The 15,822-nt window shown below is 35.3% G+C and carries 23 protein-coding genes; 8 read left to right on the top strand and 15 right to left on the bottom strand.

The window, feature by feature from the left end; genetic code table 11:
* Positions 1–6: 6 nt before the first annotated feature.
* The 10 genes from Q9B79_RS00115 to Q9B79_RS00070 all read right to left on the bottom strand — a co-directional run bounded on the left by Q9B79_RS00115 (position 7) and on the right by Q9B79_RS00070 (position 4,982).
* Entirely contained in the window at positions 7–837 is an 831-nt protein-coding gene (locus Q9B79_RS00115; protein ID WP_306182128.1) for an ATP-binding protein, read from the bottom strand.
* Entirely contained in the window at positions 773–1,531 is a 759-nt protein-coding gene (locus tag Q9B79_RS00110) for a conserved phage C-terminal domain-containing protein (protein ID WP_000067428.1), read from the bottom strand. The genes Q9B79_RS00115 and Q9B79_RS00110 overlap by 65 nt, the downstream gene beginning before the upstream one ends.
* On the bottom strand, positions 1,528–1,800 hold the full coding sequence (locus Q9B79_RS00105) for a hypothetical protein (protein ID WP_000849734.1): 273 nt from the start codon (positions 1,798–1,800) through the stop codon (positions 1,528–1,530). Before Q9B79_RS00105 ends, Q9B79_RS00110 begins: the two co-directional genes overlap by 4 nt.
* A gap of 13 nt (positions 1,801–1,813) precedes the next feature.
* Positions 1,814–2,485, bottom strand: coding sequence for a DUF1071 domain-containing protein (locus tag Q9B79_RS00100; RefSeq protein WP_306182123.1), 672 nt, complete (start codon positions 2,483–2,485; stop codon positions 1,814–1,816).
* Entirely contained in the window at positions 2,482–2,964 is a 483-nt protein-coding gene (locus tag Q9B79_RS00095; protein WP_306182121.1) for a siphovirus Gp157 family protein, read from the bottom strand. Before Q9B79_RS00095 ends, Q9B79_RS00100 begins: the two co-directional genes overlap by 4 nt.
* A 14-nt stretch (positions 2,965–2,978) precedes the next feature.
* Positions 2,979–3,143, bottom strand: coding sequence for a hypothetical protein (locus tag Q9B79_RS00090; RefSeq protein WP_003159518.1), 165 nt, complete (start codon positions 3,141–3,143; stop codon positions 2,979–2,981).
* Positions 3,144–3,213: 70 nt separating this feature from the next.
* Complete coding sequence (locus tag Q9B79_RS00085) at positions 3,214–3,531, bottom strand: hypothetical protein (protein ID WP_000510717.1); 318 nt, start codon at positions 3,529–3,531, stop codon at positions 3,214–3,216.
* Positions 3,532–3,681: 150 nt separating this feature from the next.
* Positions 3,682–3,948, bottom strand: a complete 267-nt coding sequence (locus Q9B79_RS00080; protein WP_000483549.1) for a hypothetical protein — start codon at positions 3,946–3,948, stop codon at positions 3,682–3,684.
* A 108-nt stretch (positions 3,949–4,056) separates the two neighbouring features.
* Positions 4,057–4,785, bottom strand: coding sequence for a Rha family transcriptional regulator (locus tag Q9B79_RS00075; RefSeq protein WP_000572505.1), 729 nt, complete (start codon positions 4,783–4,785; stop codon positions 4,057–4,059).
* The gene (locus Q9B79_RS00070) at positions 4,782–4,982 is read right to left on the bottom strand and encodes a helix-turn-helix domain-containing protein (RefSeq protein ID WP_000877760.1); all 201 of its coding nucleotides are present in this window, start codon (positions 4,980–4,982) and stop codon (positions 4,782–4,784) included. Before Q9B79_RS00070 ends, Q9B79_RS00075 begins: the two co-directional genes overlap by 4 nt.
* A 273-nt stretch (positions 4,983–5,255) precedes the next feature.
* On the opposite strand from Q9B79_RS00070, the gene Q9B79_RS00065 reads away from it, so the two are divergent.
* Genes Q9B79_RS00065 through Q9B79_RS00050 form a run of 4 tightly spaced genes read left to right on the top strand, consistent with a single transcriptional unit; the run spans position 5,256 to position 7,490 of the window.
* The gene (locus Q9B79_RS00065; RefSeq protein ID WP_000060654.1) at positions 5,256–5,669 is read left to right on the top strand and encodes a helix-turn-helix domain-containing protein; all 414 of its coding nucleotides are present in this window, start codon (positions 5,256–5,258) and stop codon (positions 5,667–5,669) included.
* Between the two features lie 22 nt (positions 5,670–5,691).
* Complete coding sequence (locus tag Q9B79_RS00060) at positions 5,692–6,120, top strand: ImmA/IrrE family metallo-endopeptidase (RefSeq protein WP_000673782.1); 429 nt, start codon at positions 5,692–5,694, stop codon at positions 6,118–6,120.
* 15 nt (positions 6,121–6,135) lie between these two features.
* Positions 6,136–6,303, top strand: coding sequence for a hypothetical protein (locus Q9B79_RS00055; protein WP_306182116.1), 168 nt, complete (start codon positions 6,136–6,138; stop codon positions 6,301–6,303).
* A 41-nt stretch (positions 6,304–6,344) separates the two neighbouring features.
* Positions 6,345–7,490, top strand: a complete 1,146-nt coding sequence (locus Q9B79_RS00050) for a tyrosine-type recombinase/integrase (protein ID WP_000135915.1) — start codon at positions 6,345–6,347, stop codon at positions 7,488–7,490.
* Between the two features lie 114 nt (positions 7,491–7,604).
* Here Q9B79_RS00050 and glnA read toward each other — a convergent pair whose 3' ends face one another.
* The 4 genes from glnA to hflX all read right to left on the bottom strand — a co-directional run bounded on the left by glnA (position 7,605) and on the right by hflX (position 12,091).
* Positions 7,605–8,939, bottom strand: coding sequence for a type I glutamate--ammonia ligase (glnA, locus tag Q9B79_RS00045; RefSeq protein ID WP_000135340.1), 1,335 nt, complete (start codon positions 8,937–8,939; stop codon positions 7,605–7,607).
* A gap of 48 nt (positions 8,940–8,987) precedes the next feature.
* Positions 8,988–9,377 carry a transcriptional repressor GlnR gene (gene glnR / locus Q9B79_RS00040; protein ID WP_001978453.1) on the bottom strand — a complete coding sequence of 130 codons (390 nt, stop codon included), beginning with the start codon at positions 9,375–9,377 and terminating at the stop codon, positions 8,988–8,990.
* 175 nt (positions 9,378–9,552) lie between these two features.
* On the bottom strand, positions 9,553–10,824 hold the full coding sequence (locus tag Q9B79_RS00035) for a methionine gamma-lyase family protein (protein WP_306182115.1): 1,272 nt from the start codon (positions 10,822–10,824) through the stop codon (positions 9,553–9,555).
* A complete protein-coding gene (gene hflX / locus Q9B79_RS00030) occupies positions 10,817–12,091 on the bottom strand; it encodes a GTPase HflX (RefSeq protein ID WP_306183298.1) in 1,275 nt (424 codons plus the stop codon). Before hflX ends, Q9B79_RS00035 begins: the two co-directional genes overlap by 8 nt.
* 92 nt (positions 12,092–12,183) lie before the next feature.
* Here hflX and Q9B79_RS00025 point away from each other — a divergent pair, with 92 nt between their 5' ends.
* Both Q9B79_RS00025 and Q9B79_RS00020 read left to right on the top strand, forming a co-directional pair.
* Entirely contained in the window at positions 12,184–12,807 is a 624-nt protein-coding gene (locus Q9B79_RS00025; protein WP_061658078.1) for a trimeric intracellular cation channel family protein, read from the top strand.
* Between the two features lie 99 nt (positions 12,808–12,906).
* On the top strand, positions 12,907–13,041 hold the full coding sequence (locus Q9B79_RS00020; RefSeq protein WP_000181496.1) for a hypothetical protein: 135 nt from the start codon (positions 12,907–12,909) through the stop codon (positions 13,039–13,041).
* A 35-nt stretch (positions 13,042–13,076) separates the two neighbouring features.
* On the opposite strand, the gene spoVK is transcribed toward Q9B79_RS00020, so the two are convergent.
* On the bottom strand, positions 13,077–14,033 hold the full coding sequence (spoVK, locus tag Q9B79_RS00015) for a stage V sporulation protein K (protein WP_061658077.1): 957 nt from the start codon (positions 14,031–14,033) through the stop codon (positions 13,077–13,079).
* Between the two features lie 113 nt (positions 14,034–14,146).
* On the opposite strand from spoVK, the gene Q9B79_RS00010 reads away from it, so the two are divergent.
* Together Q9B79_RS00010 and Q9B79_RS00005 are read left to right on the top strand one after the other, a co-directional pair.
* Positions 14,147–15,112, top strand: coding sequence for a tyrosine-type recombinase/integrase (locus tag Q9B79_RS00010; RefSeq protein WP_001978463.1), 966 nt, complete (start codon positions 14,147–14,149; stop codon positions 15,110–15,112).
* Positions 15,113–15,225: 113 nt separating this feature from the next.
* The coding region (locus Q9B79_RS00005) for a collagen-like repeat preface domain-containing protein (RefSeq protein WP_306182113.1) at positions 15,226–15,822 on the top strand (597 nt) is incomplete at its 3' end.

Here is a 15,822-nt window from a genome sequence, read left to right as displayed (position 1 = left end):
TCCCCTTTAAAAAGGTAACTTTCTTTTTCGCTTATCTCTTGTATACTTAAACTCAATATGTCTGTATGTGTTGAACATACGAGATGTAATACGCTCATCGTAAGCTTTCATCACAGCTTCACCTGTTAGATTTGTTGTAATGATTGTTTTCTTTCCTTGTCTTCCATCAAAGACTTTAAACAGTACACGATTCACGAATGCAGTTGCCTTTGGATCAGCAGCATCCATATCTCCTAGTTCCGCACCTAAGTCATCGATAACCAATAAATCTGCACTAATTAATAAATTAACAATGCTATGCTCAGATTCCTCAGATTGCCCACTGAACGTAGAACGTATATAGTCAAATAGTTCTGATACAGAAACATAAAGAACAGTTCCTGCGCTATTCTCATTCATTTCATGAGCAATTGAATAGGCAAGATGACTTTTACCTGCACCTACTTTTCCAACTAGAATTAAATTAAACCTCACATCATTTAAATAATCCTCAAATGCTCGTTTTGCTAGAGTGAAATTTTTCTCATCCTCTTCACAATCAGATTTAAAAGTTGAGAACCTAGCAAGTTTAATTGTTTCATCTTTAATCAAGCTCTTATCGTAAAACATACTTTTACGTTTTCTCTGTTCCTTCTCATCTCGGAATACATTCATTTCAGCTTCTAGCTTTTGATTATCTTCTGCCAACTTACATACTGGGCAAACCACTTCATCATTTATCTTCATGAATCGAACAGTACGTTTACGTTCTTTTTTGCAAACCTCACATGTATCAGAAAGGAAGATCATCTTCTTCGAAAGGGTCTTTGCTATATCTGTTACCTTTACTAGAGCCATGTTTTCCTTCCACCTTTCCTTGTTGTAAATAGCCTTCAAACTTTGTACCAAATAACGTTTCTGGTCTTAGATACTTTGCTTGTTCAGTTCTTAGCCATTCTTTAGCTTTTGTATCAATCACAGTTTTGAAGTTATCCACAGTGAATCCTTCTACTAATCTAGTTTTAATCAATGTTTGTGTTTTCTTAGATGTTAAACGGTAACTACTACCACACACGTCGTTGAGATAGTTTACTATCTCGACTATATATTCTTTAATCTCTGATGTAGTCTCTGTGTTAGTCTCTGGTATTGGTTTACCCAAATTGGGTACATCCATTTGCCCATTTTGGGTAGACCGTCTACCCAAGTTGGGTACATCGTTTGTGGATTCTAACAAACGGAGTTTTTCATAATTAATGGAATACCATTTCGTCTTATCAAACTTAGCTCGATTATAATTACCTATAACAAGAAGCTGTTCATCTTCTAAATTCTTTACAATACGTCTAATGGTATTCTCACTCCAAAACGGAAATTGTTTAACCCATTCTGCCACACTGTTATATACCCAGTTTCTTTCATCATAAAAATGCTTAGATCTATTTAGCCAATAATGTATCTGTTGTAGAAAAATCGCCTCATTTAAACCAATTCTGCTTGCTAGTCCTGGAAGAACAAGTAATGGTTCCTCATGAATTAATAAATTACTCATCTCTTCACCTTCCTCATAACAACCTCATAGTAAAATCCACGGTCACGATCCATAACCAAGCATCCTTTAAACAGGTGAGGATTTTCATCATTTCTATGTTTAATTGTTTCTAATACCTTTCGAATAGGAAATAAATAATCAAACCCTTCATTCTCTAAACGACGACAGCGCTTAAGTAATTCAGATAACCTTTTATCACGTAAATACCGAGTACCTAAACTCCTATTTAGAGCTATTGGCATTGAACCATCTCTTACTATCGTTTTCATTTCGGTCACCCACCTATTGTGCTTGCTGTTGCTTTTCTTTCGCTTCGTTTAACCACGATGTTATTGTTTTTTGTAACTGAGATGCTTGTTGCACTGTCATTCCTTTGAAAGATTGAATTCCTAATGACTGTTTTACAGTATTTTTTGTTTCTTCAAATGGCATGTTATACACTTCTGATAACTCCCTAATTTGCACATGAATAGCTTTTATTCTTTGTTCATTTGCAACTTCTGATTGTCCAGCTTTCTCCTGTAATGGAACGTTATCTAATTGCTTAGCTGCTTGTTTTGGTTCATCATCTTGTGGAATATCTTCACCCGAATAGATATATAAACCTAATCCGTGTAGTGCAATGGCTTTTGCTAGACACCTTTGAATCGAGGTGTTTATTTGGAATGATGTAGGTTTTGCGATTGGTTTATTATAGTTATCCAATACAGGATGAATTTGCGAACGTGTGATGTTATTTACCGTTACTTCAACTTCTACAAAGTACCCAACTTCTGTTTTCATATAAGGTAATCCATCAAATCTAACAACTTGCCATGTGGCATCAGGATACTTCTTTAGAAGTTGATCTACAGCCCATGACCAACTTAGATAACTAAAACGTCCCTTCTTCTCAACATGTTTACTGACGTCAATAACTGCTAATTCTGCAAAGTAATTTTTAGTCTCATTCATCGAATTCTCACACTCTCACCTTGTTTTAATGAAATACCATCCCACTTCATACCATTCTTAATCGCTAATAATAGCGCTTTTTTATCTACCTTCGGATTCTGCGGAATCATGTATTCTGGTGGAATAATTGCATCCTCTGCAATATCTAAACTTGCTGGATTCTTTTGAATACCTACTGTTATCAATGCACCTTTAATACGTCTTTTATCCACAGCAATCATCTGATGATATAAATAATCCTTAATATTTTTACAGCTGTTCTCAAAAGACTTACGACGTTCAGCCAAGCGATTTTCTTCTCCTTTAATTACTTCAACTTGTGCTTCTATATTACGAATCAATAACGCTGCACCTTGTACTTTATCTTCAATTGCTTCACTGATTGATTGAAGTGTATCGTTAATTACCTCTGGATCTACCCCGTCTTCAATCATTTGCTGTAATTGATTGAAGTTACTTGTTAATTCGTAGAGTTTCATAGTTTTATAGCCTCCTAAAATGGCATACTGCCATACGGTTTATTCGTTAATACGGTAATCACATAATCTATATCTAACTTTCTACAGATATCTGCTTCCTTTGCGGATATAAGTTTCAAGCTACTTACAGCTTTTTCAACCTGCTTTTGTAGTAATTGATTTTCTATTGTCTCTTCCACGTAATCACCCCATGTGATATACTGACTTTGGATTTGTTTTTTAATGGAACCCACTGCCATGGGTTTCTTTTTATTTATACAAAACCTTTTGAATAACATCCTCTTTAATGCCAACCTCTCGCATACGCTCTACAACGTGCTGAACTCTATCATTTTCTTTCTTTTTAAATATCAATTCCTTTAATTGCTTATCACACTCTTTTGCCTTTTCTCCACATGCCTCATACTCTTTACAAGCCTCATAGAATTCTTTCGTTTTACCCTCTACGTTTTTCTTACTTGCAATACGAGTTAACAAAAATTGATTCTTTATGTAGTTCTCCTTCTTATTACGTAAAGATTTCGCTAACTCCGCATCCTCTGGTAACACTAAATTTTCAATTCCCACTAGATTCACCAGCCTTTTTAAAAAGAGCATTTAGACATACAAACCTATTCTCTATTAATCGACGCTGCTTTTTATTTGGCAATTTATATTGTGCTAGTAGTCTAAGATAATCAGATACTTTTACATTGTTGTAATCAATTGTAAACATCATTAATCCATCCTTTCCTCTGCCCATTCCACTAAAAATGCTTGTACTTGTTTTGCTGGGAAATACCATTTCTTACCCACTTTAAATTTTGGGAACCGTGGGTCAAAGAAGAACTGATCCTGAATTGTATTCCATGACATACATACACGTTTTTTTAGCTCCTTAGTATCCCAAAAGGCTAACTCAGCATCGTATTCTTTAACCTTCTTTTGAATTTCTTCCACACATAATTCCTTCACAACATTTTCATCAACTTGAACATTAAACATAATTATTCCCTCCTTATTTTTTAACCATTGATTCTGAGACGTTTATAAAGTGCAATTATTTTCTACAAAGAAATCCTGAGAACGCAATTTTGCGTTTTCTAAAAGCTTTTAAATCATCGGCCTCCAACCATTTATAAAATTCAATGCTTCCTCAAAATCCTTCTTCAAAATGTCGCGGTAACTATTCACATTGAATGCATCTTTCAAATTACGCCCTAGTAATCCGAATAGCTTGCGAGTAGAATCATGTACTTCACTATCTACATGACCGTTCTCCCATAAAAAATAGATTCGTTTTGCTTTCGTTTTTTCAATTACTCTTTGTTGTCCGTAGTCTACAGTTAATTGCTTTTCAACTACCTGCTCTAAAGAAGAAACTCTTTTATTTAAGTTACTAGTTCCTGTAGCTAGTAGTTCGATTTGACTAAATGTATCAGTAGGGAGAATTGACTGATTCTCAATGAATGCTCTCATTCTTTTAAATTCTTCAATAAACCTCACTTTAATTTTCATCGTTTCAATCGTGTTATAAGAAAACATTAATATTGTGAAAGCATCTTCTGTCATGTCGATTTTTTGTAAAGTTCGTCCTGTAACATCTTTATAAAAGCTAAGCCCAAAGTTGGACTCAGTAAATTCCCCTTCTCCTGCACTTTCCAACTTTTCCATCTGAACCTTAATGTCTCTTAAGACATGTTTATGTTGTTTTTTTAACACTTCAGCTACGGTTAAGCTATCTGTAACGACTTTATTATCTTTAATAAAAACCAGACTTTCTTGATCACCTTTTACAAACGATTCTTCTTTTTCATCTACTACCATTATTTGTTCTATCACTTTAAATCCTCCTCACACATGTCTAGTCCTAATAATTCAACAATCGCTTTCTTTTGTTTTTTCCCTTTTCTAGACCCTTTTAAAATGTCGGATAAATATGAAACTGATATTTTTAGCTCAGAAGCTAATACAGTTAGTGTTAAATCTCTTTCTAACAATACTTTTCTAACCTCAATTCCAAAACTCGAATACTTCATCTAGATGTTCACACCTTTCAAAATGCGAATATTTTCGCTGATTTATTGACCGTAATTAGTCTGTGTGCTAAATTATAATTATAAAAAGGTATACAAATACAAAACTAAACAGTTTCCTCAGTATTAGTTTTTAAAACTCAAATCAATTTTTATACTCTTTTTAGCTAACAAATTAGCTTACAACCTAATAATAATAGTCTACAAACTAATTGTCAATCGTTTTTTAGTCTACAGTCTATTTTGTTTCGTCTGTAAGTACGGAAGGTGATTAGAATGAGCTTAGTGAACACAATTAAAAATCTTTGTAAAAACCATGATACATCCATATCCGCATTAGAAAAGGACTTAGAATTCGGCAATGGGACCATAAGAAAATGGGATAAAGCATATCCCTCAGCCGATAGACTCCAAAAAGTAGCTGATCACTTTAATGTAACTACTGATTTCTTACTTGGAAGAACAAATCAAATGCATTTAACCACTAAAGATGAAAAAGATATCGAAAAAAGAATGGAAGAAATAAAAAGAGATCTTCAAGGTGAAGACGGATTAATGTTCTCTGGTGAGCCTATGAGCGAAGAAGCCGTAGAATCTTTATTAGATGCAATGGAGTACATCGTGAAACAAACTAAAGTAATCAATAAAAAATACGTTCCTAAGAAATATCGTAGTACTGACGATAACTGATGCGAGCTTAGGAGGGAAAACATTGAAATTCGTCATAAGAGATCTAGTCCAACAACTTTGCACAAAATACAACACGACAAACCCCTATGAGCTTGCAGATTACTTAAAAATAAATGTACTAACTTGGGATTTACACGAAGAAATAAACGGGTTTTATAAATATGAAAAAAGAAATCGTTTCATTGTTATTAATAATCATTTGTCTCCATCCATGCAAAGAACTGTTTGTGCACATGAATTAGGACATGCAATCCTACATACTCATGCAAACACACCTTTTCTGCGTAAGAATACATTCTTTTCAGTTGATAAATTAGAGATAGAAGCAAATACGTTTGCTGCGCTTTTGTTAATTGATAAAAAGACCATTCAACCTGGTGATACAAAAGCATGTATAGCATACAAAAATGACATTCCAGTTGAACTGTTAGAATTTTATAAGCCTTACTAAAGGAGGTAAGATATTTTGATTATTGATTTAAATGCTGAACGAGAAAAACGAAAGAAACGCACCATCAAACAAGAAAAATTTAAAAAGGTCCCTATCGTTGAAAAAATCCATGTTGTTGATGGTGAAATAATATATGAAGTTTCTGGTTATAAAGAGACTCCTGTGAAGTGGTTGGATGAGTAATCTAGCCACTTCACAATTATAAGGAAAGAGGGAATGTTATAATGGCTAGCTTCAGAAAATTCGGAGATGTTTGGGAATTCCGAGTAAGATTTAAAGACCCTTATACTCAAAAATACAAAGAGAAATCAAAACGTGGATTCAAGACAAAAAAAGAAGCACAACTTGCGGCTGCTGAAGAAGAAAAGAAATTATTAAACGGTTTAGAAGTTGAGATTACTCCTACTTCTTTAAAACATTACCTTAGAGACTGGTTAAAATTATTTAAGCAAGACAATGTAAGAAAAAACACCTTTATCTTGCATGAACGTAACATCGAAAAGCATATCATCCCCTACTTTCAAAACATGAACATAAAAGAACTCAAACCAATGATGTATCAAAAATTTATTAATTCCTTAACTGATCAGGGTTACAGTAAGCGAACTGTTCAAATTATCCATGGCACAATGAACAACGCTATGAAAAAAGCTGTTAGCTTAAAAAAAATCGAGAACAATCCTTGTGAAGAAGTAGTTATTTCAAATAAGAACAATAAAGAAAGAGAAGGGCTAAAATATATGCGAAGTGAAGACATTCCCCTTTTCTTAAAGACTTCTTATCAATACAACTATATTTATTACATCTTTTTCAAAGCGCTTCTGAATACAGGTATGCGTAAAGGTGAAGCTGCTGCTTTACAATGGAAAGACATAAATTTAAAAGAACATACTATTACTATTTCTAAAACATTGGATTTTACAGCTAAAACAAAAGAAGAATTATTCGGGGATACAAAAACATTTACTTCTAAACGTACTATCATGATTCCTAAATCATTAGTCGATGAACTGCTGGCACATAAAAAGTGGCAAAATGCTAATAAGCTTGTTTTACAAGATGCGTATGAGCATGAATTAGATTTAGTCTTTTCAAGAGTCGATGGAAAGTTCTTACCGAAGTCAACATTATTCAATGCATTCTCACGCATACTTAAGAAAGCAAATTTACCTAGATTAGAAATACATTCATTACGACACACCCACGCGGTTCTTTTATTAGAGTCTGGTGCCAGTATGAAATACATTCAAGATAGGCTAGGTCATAAGAGTATAGAAATTACTTCTAACGTTTACTCTCATATTAGCGACAAAATTAATAAAGATTCTATTTCGGGGTTTGAAGCTTATATGAATAATGTATTGGGGTAACTTTAATTTTTTTGTGGGTGTTTTGTGGGTGAATTACTCTTCTTTCAAATAAAAGTGTTTTACCCACAAAATAAAAAAACCCTCAACACGTTGTGTGTCAAGGGTTTGAGCCTCTTAGTAAAGAGACATATATTGGTCGCGTTCCCATTGGTGAACTTGTGTACGGAAGATATCCCACTCAATTTCCTTCGCTTCGATGAAGTGCTCAAGTAAATGGTCACCTAGTGCACCACATACTACTTCATTTGATTGTAATGTAACTAAAGCTTGCGCTAATGTTGCTGGTAAATCAACGATACCTGCTTCTTCGCGCTCTTCTTTTGTCATTACGTAGATGTTACGGTCTACTGCAGCTGGTGGAGTTAATTTGTTTTTAATTCCATCAAGACCTGCTGCTAATAATGTAGCCATTACTAAATATGGGTTTGCAGCTGGGTCAACACTACGTACTTCTACGCGTGTACTAATACCACGAGATGCAGGGATACGTACTAATGGGCTACGGTTTTGTGCAGACCATGCTACGTAACAAGGAGCTTCATATCCAGGTACTAAACGCTTGTAAGAGTTTACAGTTGGGTTTGCTACCGCTGTAAATGCTGGTGCGTGTTTTAAAATACCTGCGATGAAGTGACGAGCATCATCACTTAATTGTAAATCACCGTTTTGATCGAAGAATACGTTCTCACCATTTTTGAATAGTGATAAGTTACAGTGCATACCTGATCCGTTCACACCGTATAATGGTTTTGGCATAAACGTTGCATGTAAACCGTGTTTACGAGCAATTGTTTTTACAACAAGTTTGAATGTTTGAATGTCATCACATGAGCGAATTGCATTTGCATATTTGAAATCAATTTCGTGTTGCCCTGGAGCAACCTCATGGTGAGACGCTTCAATTTCAAAGCCCATTTCTTCAAGTTCAAGAACGATATCACGACGACAGTTTTCCCCTAGATCCATCGGCGCAAGGTCGAAGTATCCACCGTTATCGTTTAATTCTAATGTCGGATTTCCTTTTTCATCTACTTTGAATAGGAAGAATTCTGGCTCTGGTCCAAGATTGAAATCTGAGAATCCTAAAGCTTCCATCTCTTTTAATACACGTTTCAAGTTGTTACGTGGATCTCCTTCAAATGGAGTGCCATCTGCATTGTAAATATCACAGATTAATCGAGCTACTTTACCTTTTTCAGCTGTCCAAGGGAAGATAACCCAAGTATCTAAATCTGGATATAAGTACATATCAGATTCTTCAATACGTACGAAACCTTCAATAGAAGATCCATCAAACATCATTTTGTTATCAAGAGCCTTTGTTAATTGGCTCACTGGAATTTCTACGTTCTTAATTACTCCTAAAAGATCCGTAAATTGTAAGCGGATATACTTTACATTCTCTTCTTTCGCCAAACGGAAAATATCTTCTCTTGTGTATCTAGCCATTATAAATTCCTCCTTAGTCCCTCTAAACACCTTCAGAATCAGTTGTCTTTAGTGAAAAAACCTTGAAATGTCACCTTGTCGCAATGAAGTTCGATTAAATCTACCTGTATGTTGTAGTTCGTCTCGAAGTATTTTGCGAAGCTCAGTTTTTGAAATTTCCTTCGTTTCTTCTTTTACTTTCACTGCTTCTGTTTGATTTTCTTTCATTAGTAACACTTGTTTAATACCAGCCATATTCAAGCCTTGATCTAATAAATCTTTAATCTCTAACAACTTATCTACATCGTTAAATGAAAATAACCTACGATTCCCCTTTGTACGGGTTGGAGAAACAAGATTATGCTCTTCATAGTAGCGAATTTGACGTGCAGATAATTGTGTTAAATCCATAACAATACTAATAGGAAACAGCGGAGCAGAACGTCTATCTTCTTTCATTGTTTCAGTTCCTCCTTCGCCTTAACTGCTTCTCATTTTATACCATGTTATGTTTAGTGTCAATAGATGTTAGCTTTTCTTACATGATTTTTTTATAAATTTTTTCATTCTTTTTTCTAATGAAATAAATCATTACTTCCATGCGAAAAAAGCTGTCGAACTCGACAGCTTCCCCTTAAGAAATTGTTAATAATTCTTTTTCAATTAATGCATCAATTGCAGAACAAATCGCAATCTTCACATGCGAATAAGTTAGCCCACCTTGTACGTAAGCAACATAAGGCGGACGAATTGGACCATCAGCTGACAATTCAATACTTGCACCTTGAATAAACGTTCCCGCAGCCATAATTACATCATCTTCATACCCCGGCATATAGTTGGCATATGGAGTAAAGTGAGAATTAATCGGAGATGCATATTGAATCGCTTGGCAGAATGCAATCATACGATCTTTATCATCAAATTGAACAGACTGAATTAAATCTGTTCTTGGCGCATTCCATGCTGGTGATGTATTCATTCCTAACTTTTCTAAAAATGCAGCCGTAAAAATCGCACCCTTTAGCGCTTGTCCCGCTACATGTGGTGCTAAGAAGAACCCTTGATACATTTCTTGTAGACTGTATAAAGATGCCCCTGCTTCCGCACCAATTCCTGGAGATGTCAAACGATATGCACACGCCTCAACATACTGTTCTTTACCAACAATGTAACCACCTGTTTTAACAATTCCACCACCTGGATTTTTAATAAGCGAACCTGCCATTAAATCTGCACCAACATGACATGGCTCTTGCTCTTCAATAAACTCGCCATAACAGTTATCTACAAATACAACAACATCCGGTTTAATTTCTTTGACAAACTCTATCATCTCTTTAATTTGAGAAATAGTAAATGATGGACGAGTAGCATAACCTTTCGAGCGCTGAATACCAATCATCTTCGTATTACTATGAATAGCAGCTGCAACAGCTCCAAAATCAACAAACCCCTCTTCAGTAAGCGGAACTGCATTATAACCAATATTATATTCTTTGAATGATCCTACACCTTTTCCGCGTACACCAACAATTTCCTCTAACGTATCATACGGCTTACCCGTGATGTACAATAACTCATCTCCTGGACGTAAAATACCGAATAGCGCTGTTGAAATTGCGTGAGTACCTGAAATAATTTGCGGACGAACAAGACCAGCTTCCGATCCAAATACATCCGCATACACTTTCTCTAACGTATCACGACCAATATCGTCATAACCGTAACCTGTCGTCGGAATAAAATGTGAATCGCTAATTTTATGTTTACGAAAACTTTCTAACACACGAAACTGATTACTTTCAATTACTTCATCCGCACGTTTATGTACTTCTGTAATTTGGCTCTCTACTTCTTTTACGATTGGAGCAATTTTTTCTCCATTTTTCAAACGATCAAACATTTTTATTTTCTCCTTCTTCCACTAAAAATCTCTTTAATTGTGCATTAAGCGATGAATGAGCAAAAATATACCCCGCGCAATCATATACAAATTTATCTTCCAAAAACTCCATTTTTGTTAATAGCGTCTCCGTCTTTAATAGAGTTAATAACTTACCTTCACTCGGAGGAATTTCCACTTGATACCGATTCATTTCTTCCTTCATTTTCGTTTCTATCGCTTCTTTTATATGTAATAGATCATTTTCTTCAAAAGCACTAGTCATTAAGAAGTCATTTTTCGGAAACGGAATAAAGTTTTGATGCAATTCATCTTTTTTATTATATAACGTAATAATAGGAATATGATTGATTTCGAGTTCTGACAATAATTGTTTTACTGTTTTCTCATGCCCTATATAATTAGGATCTGCAGCATCCACAACATGTAAAATAACATCCGCTTCACCCGCTTCTTCTAATGTCGAACGAAAAGCAGCAATTAATGACGTAGGTAAATCTTGTATAAAACCAACTGTATCAGTTAGTAATACTGTATAACCAGAGGGTAACGGCATCTTCCTTGTTGTCGGGTCTAGCGTTGCAAACAACAAGTTTTCTTCAAAGGTATCAGCTTCCGTTAATCTATTAAACAGCGTAGATTTTCCCGCATTTGTATATCCTATTAACGAAACTTGAAAAACTTTATTATCTTTTCTTCTCTCACGATATCTTTTTCGATGTTCCACAACAACTGCAAGTTGTTTCTTTATTTCATCAATCCGTGATCGAATATGACGACGATCCGTCTCAAGTTTCGTTTCACCCGGCCCTCTCGTTCCAATACCACCACCAAGACGTGATAAAGACAATCCTTGCCCCATAAGACGCGGCATTGTATATTGCAACTGAGCTAATTCTACTTGAAGCTTCCCTTCTCTCGACTTCGCACGTTGCGCAAAAATATCTAATATGAGTTGTGTTCGATCAATTACCCTCGCATCTAACACTGAGGATAAATTCCGAATTTGACTCGGCGTTAATTCGTTATTAAATACGATAACATCCGGTTCTAATTCTTCAGTTAACATTGTAAGCTCTTCTAATTTACCTTTACCTATATAAGTCGCTGGATGAAACTTCGGTCGTTTTTGCGTTGTAGACACTAACAACTCTGCTCGTGCAGTCTTCGCTAGTGATGCAAGCTCTTTCATGGAATGCATAAACTTTTCATCATCATCTTGCGGCAATTGACAGCCCACTAATATGACTTTTTCTTTTTCTTCCATCAAATATGTTCACTCATCCTTTTCGAAATTTAAACCTTCTAATATAATAGCAGAGGAAGCACATTTCATCTAGTTAGCGGGGGAGAAAATTCATGGCATGGGAGATTTTTAGCATCATAGGCACAATCGCTTTCGCATTAAGCGGAGCCATCGTTGCAATGGAAGAGGATTATGATATTTTCGGGGTATATATTTTAGGAATGGCAACCGCATTTGGGGGAGGTGCCCTTCGTAATTTATTAATCGGTTATCCGATTGTCGCGTTTTGGCAACAAGACATGTTATTCCAAATCGCACTTTTATCAATGACAATTATTTTTCTTTTTCCAAATAAATTAATTAGACACTGGAAAAAGTGGGAAAATATCACTGATGCTATTGGCTTATCAGCATTTGCCGTACAAGGGGCATTATACGCTCAAAAATTAAATTTACCAATTAGCGCTACAATCGTAGCAGCCGTTTTAACTGGTATTGGCGGCGGTATTATCCGCGATCTTTTAGCCCGTAGAAAACCTCTCGTTCTTCGAGCTGATGTATATGCTTTTTGGACGATTCTGGCAGGTTTCTTAATTGGCGCTCACATTATTGTTAGCGATTGGGCTCTATACACCTTATTCATTTTAATTGTTTGCTTCCGCATGATTTCTATTCATTACAAATGGCATTTACCGCATAGACGCATCGACACAAACGAACGTTCAATGCATAAATAGCAATCCAACCTCTTTACAGATTGTAAAGAGGTTTTTCTTTTCTAATGAGTTTTTCTTTACATAATGTTTATACTAATTCTCAAAGCGAGGTGAACACAAATGACAAACCATGTGAATAAAGGGGCTCAAAAAAGCTCAGTAGGTCAAATTGGACATGATCCTAATTCTGCACACGAAAAAAGCGCTAAAATGGAACGTTTCCATAAATCTTATCAAGAAAAAGCAAAAAAATAATAAAAGCACTTATACAGAAAAAACAGACGCACAGTTTACGTACTGTGCGTCTCCTCTTCAAGCATCAAATCACTACTTGATATTCCAATCAAATCATATTTATCGTACGCATCCTCTTGCAACAACCGCATGGCTTGTGTACGAATCGATTTTTCAACAATATTCCGGACATATCGTCCATTACTAAACGATGTAATTTGCGACGAATACTTTACAGCATGTAGATGATCTCTAAATTTCCATTCAGCCTCTTTCGATAACTGATATTCACGTTCTTCATACATCCTCTTCCCTATTTCTAACAGTTGATTTACTGAGTAATCCGCAAACTCAATTATAAATGGAAAACGGGATTGCAGTCCTGGATTCAATGAAAGAAAATGATTCATTTCTCTTGAATAACCGGCTAAAATCAATACAAACCCGTGTTGTTTATCTTCCATATGTTTTACGAGCGTATCAATTGCTTCTTTTCCAAAATCTTTTTCTCCTCCTCGGGCTAATGAATATGCCTCATCAATAAACAAAATCCCTCCCATCGCTTTTTTTATTAAATCTCTTGTCTTTTGAGCTGTATGACCGATGTACTCTCCTACAAGATCCGCACGTTCAGCTTCAACTAAGTGCCCTTTTGATAGAATATTCATCTCAAATAACAGTTTCCCTATCATTCTAGCAACAGTTGTCTTCCCTGTACCTGGATTCCCTTTAAATAACATATGAAGTACTTGTTTCTCAGACTTCAATCCTATTTCTTGTCTTTTTTTATTCACATAAATCCAAGCGTATATTTCTTTTATTATCTTCTTTATATCATCCATCCCAACGAGCTTTCCCATCTCTTCTTCAATTCTTTGCAGCATCTCATGTTTCGTAGTAGTTTCACTTGAAATTTCTGTTTTATTTTCTGCGGCCGGTAAAGAAATTTTTTTTCGATGATTTAACACAATGTTAATTTGATTATTATTTTTCTTTCGCATCGATTGTTCCATACAATCACCTCATTTTATCCACTCACCAAATATTATTATTCTCGTCTCCCTTGCAAATGACTATTTTCAGAAAAGTTTGCTATAATATAAGAAATAATGAAGGTGGTGGGACTATGGAGACAACGGAATTCCATGATACAATACAAGCCTTTTCTATTTTTTTATTGAATAAAGGCCGAAAACCTTCAACCATTAAACGTTATGTTTATGACATTGAAGATTTCGGACATTGGTTAGAAAAAAACAAAAAGCTCCCTTCCAGTAATATATGGGCTACACTTTGTACAAAAGACTACGAAGATTACTTTTCCGACTTAAAAAAGAATCGACATTACTCAGAGAAAACGATGCACCGTGTATTTATTGTATTAAATAGAATGCATCACTTTCTAAACATCCCTAACCCATTAAAGAACATGGAAATTTCTATTCAACCAGACCGCACACTCCGGAATGAAGATTTCATTTCATCTGATGAAGAAAAAAGATTAAAACATATAGTCACTTCATTAGAAGGACTTTCAGAAAAACAACGTCCTGTACGCCCTTTATTGATGGATCGTAATATCGCTATTTTAAATTTACTAATTGACTACGGATTATCCTTACAGGAACTTACAGCATTAACTATGAATCACGTCCACTTTGAAACGAATACATTATCTATCCCAGCAACCGCAGGGGTAGAAAGAACAATTACATTAACTAACGAAGACAAAAAACAACTGTATACTTATTACAAAAGCATCCCAGAGCCCGTTCGTCCAAAATACCATAGTAATGATCCATTATTTATTGCATTTGATTTTAATCGCGGAACATACAGATGGGTATACGAAAATGATGCACCAAAGGGATTAACAGAAATCGCTATCCAAAAAATGATTCGCCTTGAAGTATCTAGAGCTAATTTACGAAAAGGAATCTCAGGACAACATTTTCGTAACACCTATATTTTAAACTTAATAAAAAAAGAAACCCCCGAGTCAGAAATTATAAAACTAGCTGGTTTCAAATCCAAAGTTTCACTCAAACGATATTATCAATACGCAGAAAATAGAAAAAACGCCTTATCCTAAGGCGTTTTTTCTATTTTTTCTTTAAACAAACGATTTTACTATGACCATTTAACTAATTTTTGCATCTACTATGATGAGTTTCGTTCATATCCTCATGAGAAAGGAGAGATTTAATGTCTCATTTTAACGACAGTCAGAACAAATTCTCCAAACCATGCTTTCCAAGTAGCGCTGGACGAATCCCAAACACTCCATCAATCCCAGTTACTAAGGCACAACTTAGAACATTCCGTGCAATCATTATTGATTTAACAAAAATCATTCCAAAACTTTTCGCAAATCCATCTCCTCAAAATATTGAAGATCTAATTGATACATTGAACCTACTAAGTAAATTTATCTGTTCACTAGACGCTACTTCCTCCCTGAAAGCACAAGGGTTAGCTATTATTAAAAACTTAATAACTATATTAAAAAATCCAACTTTCGTAGCAAGCGCGGTATTCATCGAGCTTCAAAATCTAATTAATTATTTACTATACATTACAAAATTATTCCGAATCGACCCTTGCACACTTCAAGAGCTTCTTAAATTAATAGCAGCATTACAAACTGCTCTAGTTAATTCTGCTTCATTCATTCAAGGACCTACTGGACCTACTGGGCCAGCAGGTGCTACTGGCGCTACCGGTGCCACTGGACCTCGAGGTAACACGGGCGCTACTGGCGCTACCGGACCTCGAGGTAACACGGGCGCTACTGGTGCTACC

This window comes from Bacillus sp. MHSD_36, assembly GCF_030757775.1.
Classification (GTDB): Bacteria; Bacillota; Bacilli; order Bacillales; family Bacillaceae_G; genus Bacillus_A.
This window is presented reverse-complemented; position numbering and strand designations above follow the sequence as displayed.

Excerpts from the sequence above, each read along its gene's own strand:
- Q9B79_RS00105 (WP_000849734.1), bottom strand. The coding sequence starts at position 1,800 with ATGAAAACGATAGTAAGAGATGGTTCAATGCCAATAGCTCTAAATAGG.
- glnR (WP_001978453.1), bottom strand. The coding sequence starts at position 9,377 with ATGAAAGAAGATAGACGTTCTGCTCCGCTGTTTCCTATTAGTATTGTT.
- Q9B79_RS00025 (WP_061658078.1), top strand. The coding sequence starts at position 12,184 with ATGGCATGGGAGATTTTTAGCATCATAGGCACAATCGCTTTCGCATTA.
- Q9B79_RS00010 (WP_001978463.1), top strand. The coding sequence starts at position 14,147 with ATGGAGACAACGGAATTCCATGATACAATACAAGCCTTTTCTATTTTT.
- Q9B79_RS00115 (WP_306182128.1), bottom strand. The coding sequence starts at position 837 with ATGGCTCTAGTAAAGGTAACAGATATAGCAAAGACCCTTTCGAAGAAG.
- Q9B79_RS00050 (WP_000135915.1), top strand. The coding sequence starts at position 6,345 with ATGGCTAGCTTCAGAAAATTCGGAGATGTTTGGGAATTCCGAGTAAGA.
- Q9B79_RS00035 (WP_306182115.1), bottom strand. The coding sequence starts at position 10,824 with ATGTTTGATCGTTTGAAAAATGGAGAAAAAATTGCTCCAATCGTAAAA.
- Q9B79_RS00100 (WP_306182123.1), bottom strand. The coding sequence starts at position 2,485 with ATGAATGAGACTAAAAATTACTTTGCAGAATTAGCAGTTATTGACGTC.
- Q9B79_RS00095 (WP_306182121.1), bottom strand. The coding sequence starts at position 2,964 with ATGAAACTCTACGAATTAACAAGTAACTTCAATCAATTACAGCAAATG.
- Q9B79_RS00065 (WP_000060654.1), top strand. The coding sequence starts at position 5,256 with ATGAGCTTAGTGAACACAATTAAAAATCTTTGTAAAAACCATGATACA.
- Q9B79_RS00080 (WP_000483549.1), bottom strand. The coding sequence starts at position 3,948 with ATGTTTAATGTTCAAGTTGATGAAAATGTTGTGAAGGAATTATGTGTG.
- spoVK (WP_061658077.1), bottom strand. The coding sequence starts at position 14,033 with ATGGAACAATCGATGCGAAAGAAAAATAATAATCAAATTAACATTGTG.
- hflX (WP_306183298.1), bottom strand. The coding sequence starts at position 12,091 with ATGGAAGAAAAAGAAAAAGTCATATTAGTGGGCTGTCAATTGCCGCAA.
- glnA (WP_000135340.1), bottom strand. The coding sequence starts at position 8,939 with ATGGCTAGATACACAAGAGAAGATATTTTCCGTTTGGCGAAAGAAGAG.
- Q9B79_RS00110 (WP_000067428.1), bottom strand. The coding sequence starts at position 1,531 with ATGAGTAATTTATTAATTCATGAGGAACCATTACTTGTTCTTCCAGGA.
- Q9B79_RS00020 (WP_000181496.1), top strand. The coding sequence starts at position 12,907 with ATGACAAACCATGTGAATAAAGGGGCTCAAAAAAGCTCAGTAGGTCAA.
- Q9B79_RS00070 (WP_000877760.1), bottom strand. The coding sequence starts at position 4,982 with ATGAAGTATTCGAGTTTTGGAATTGAGGTTAGAAAAGTATTGTTAGAA.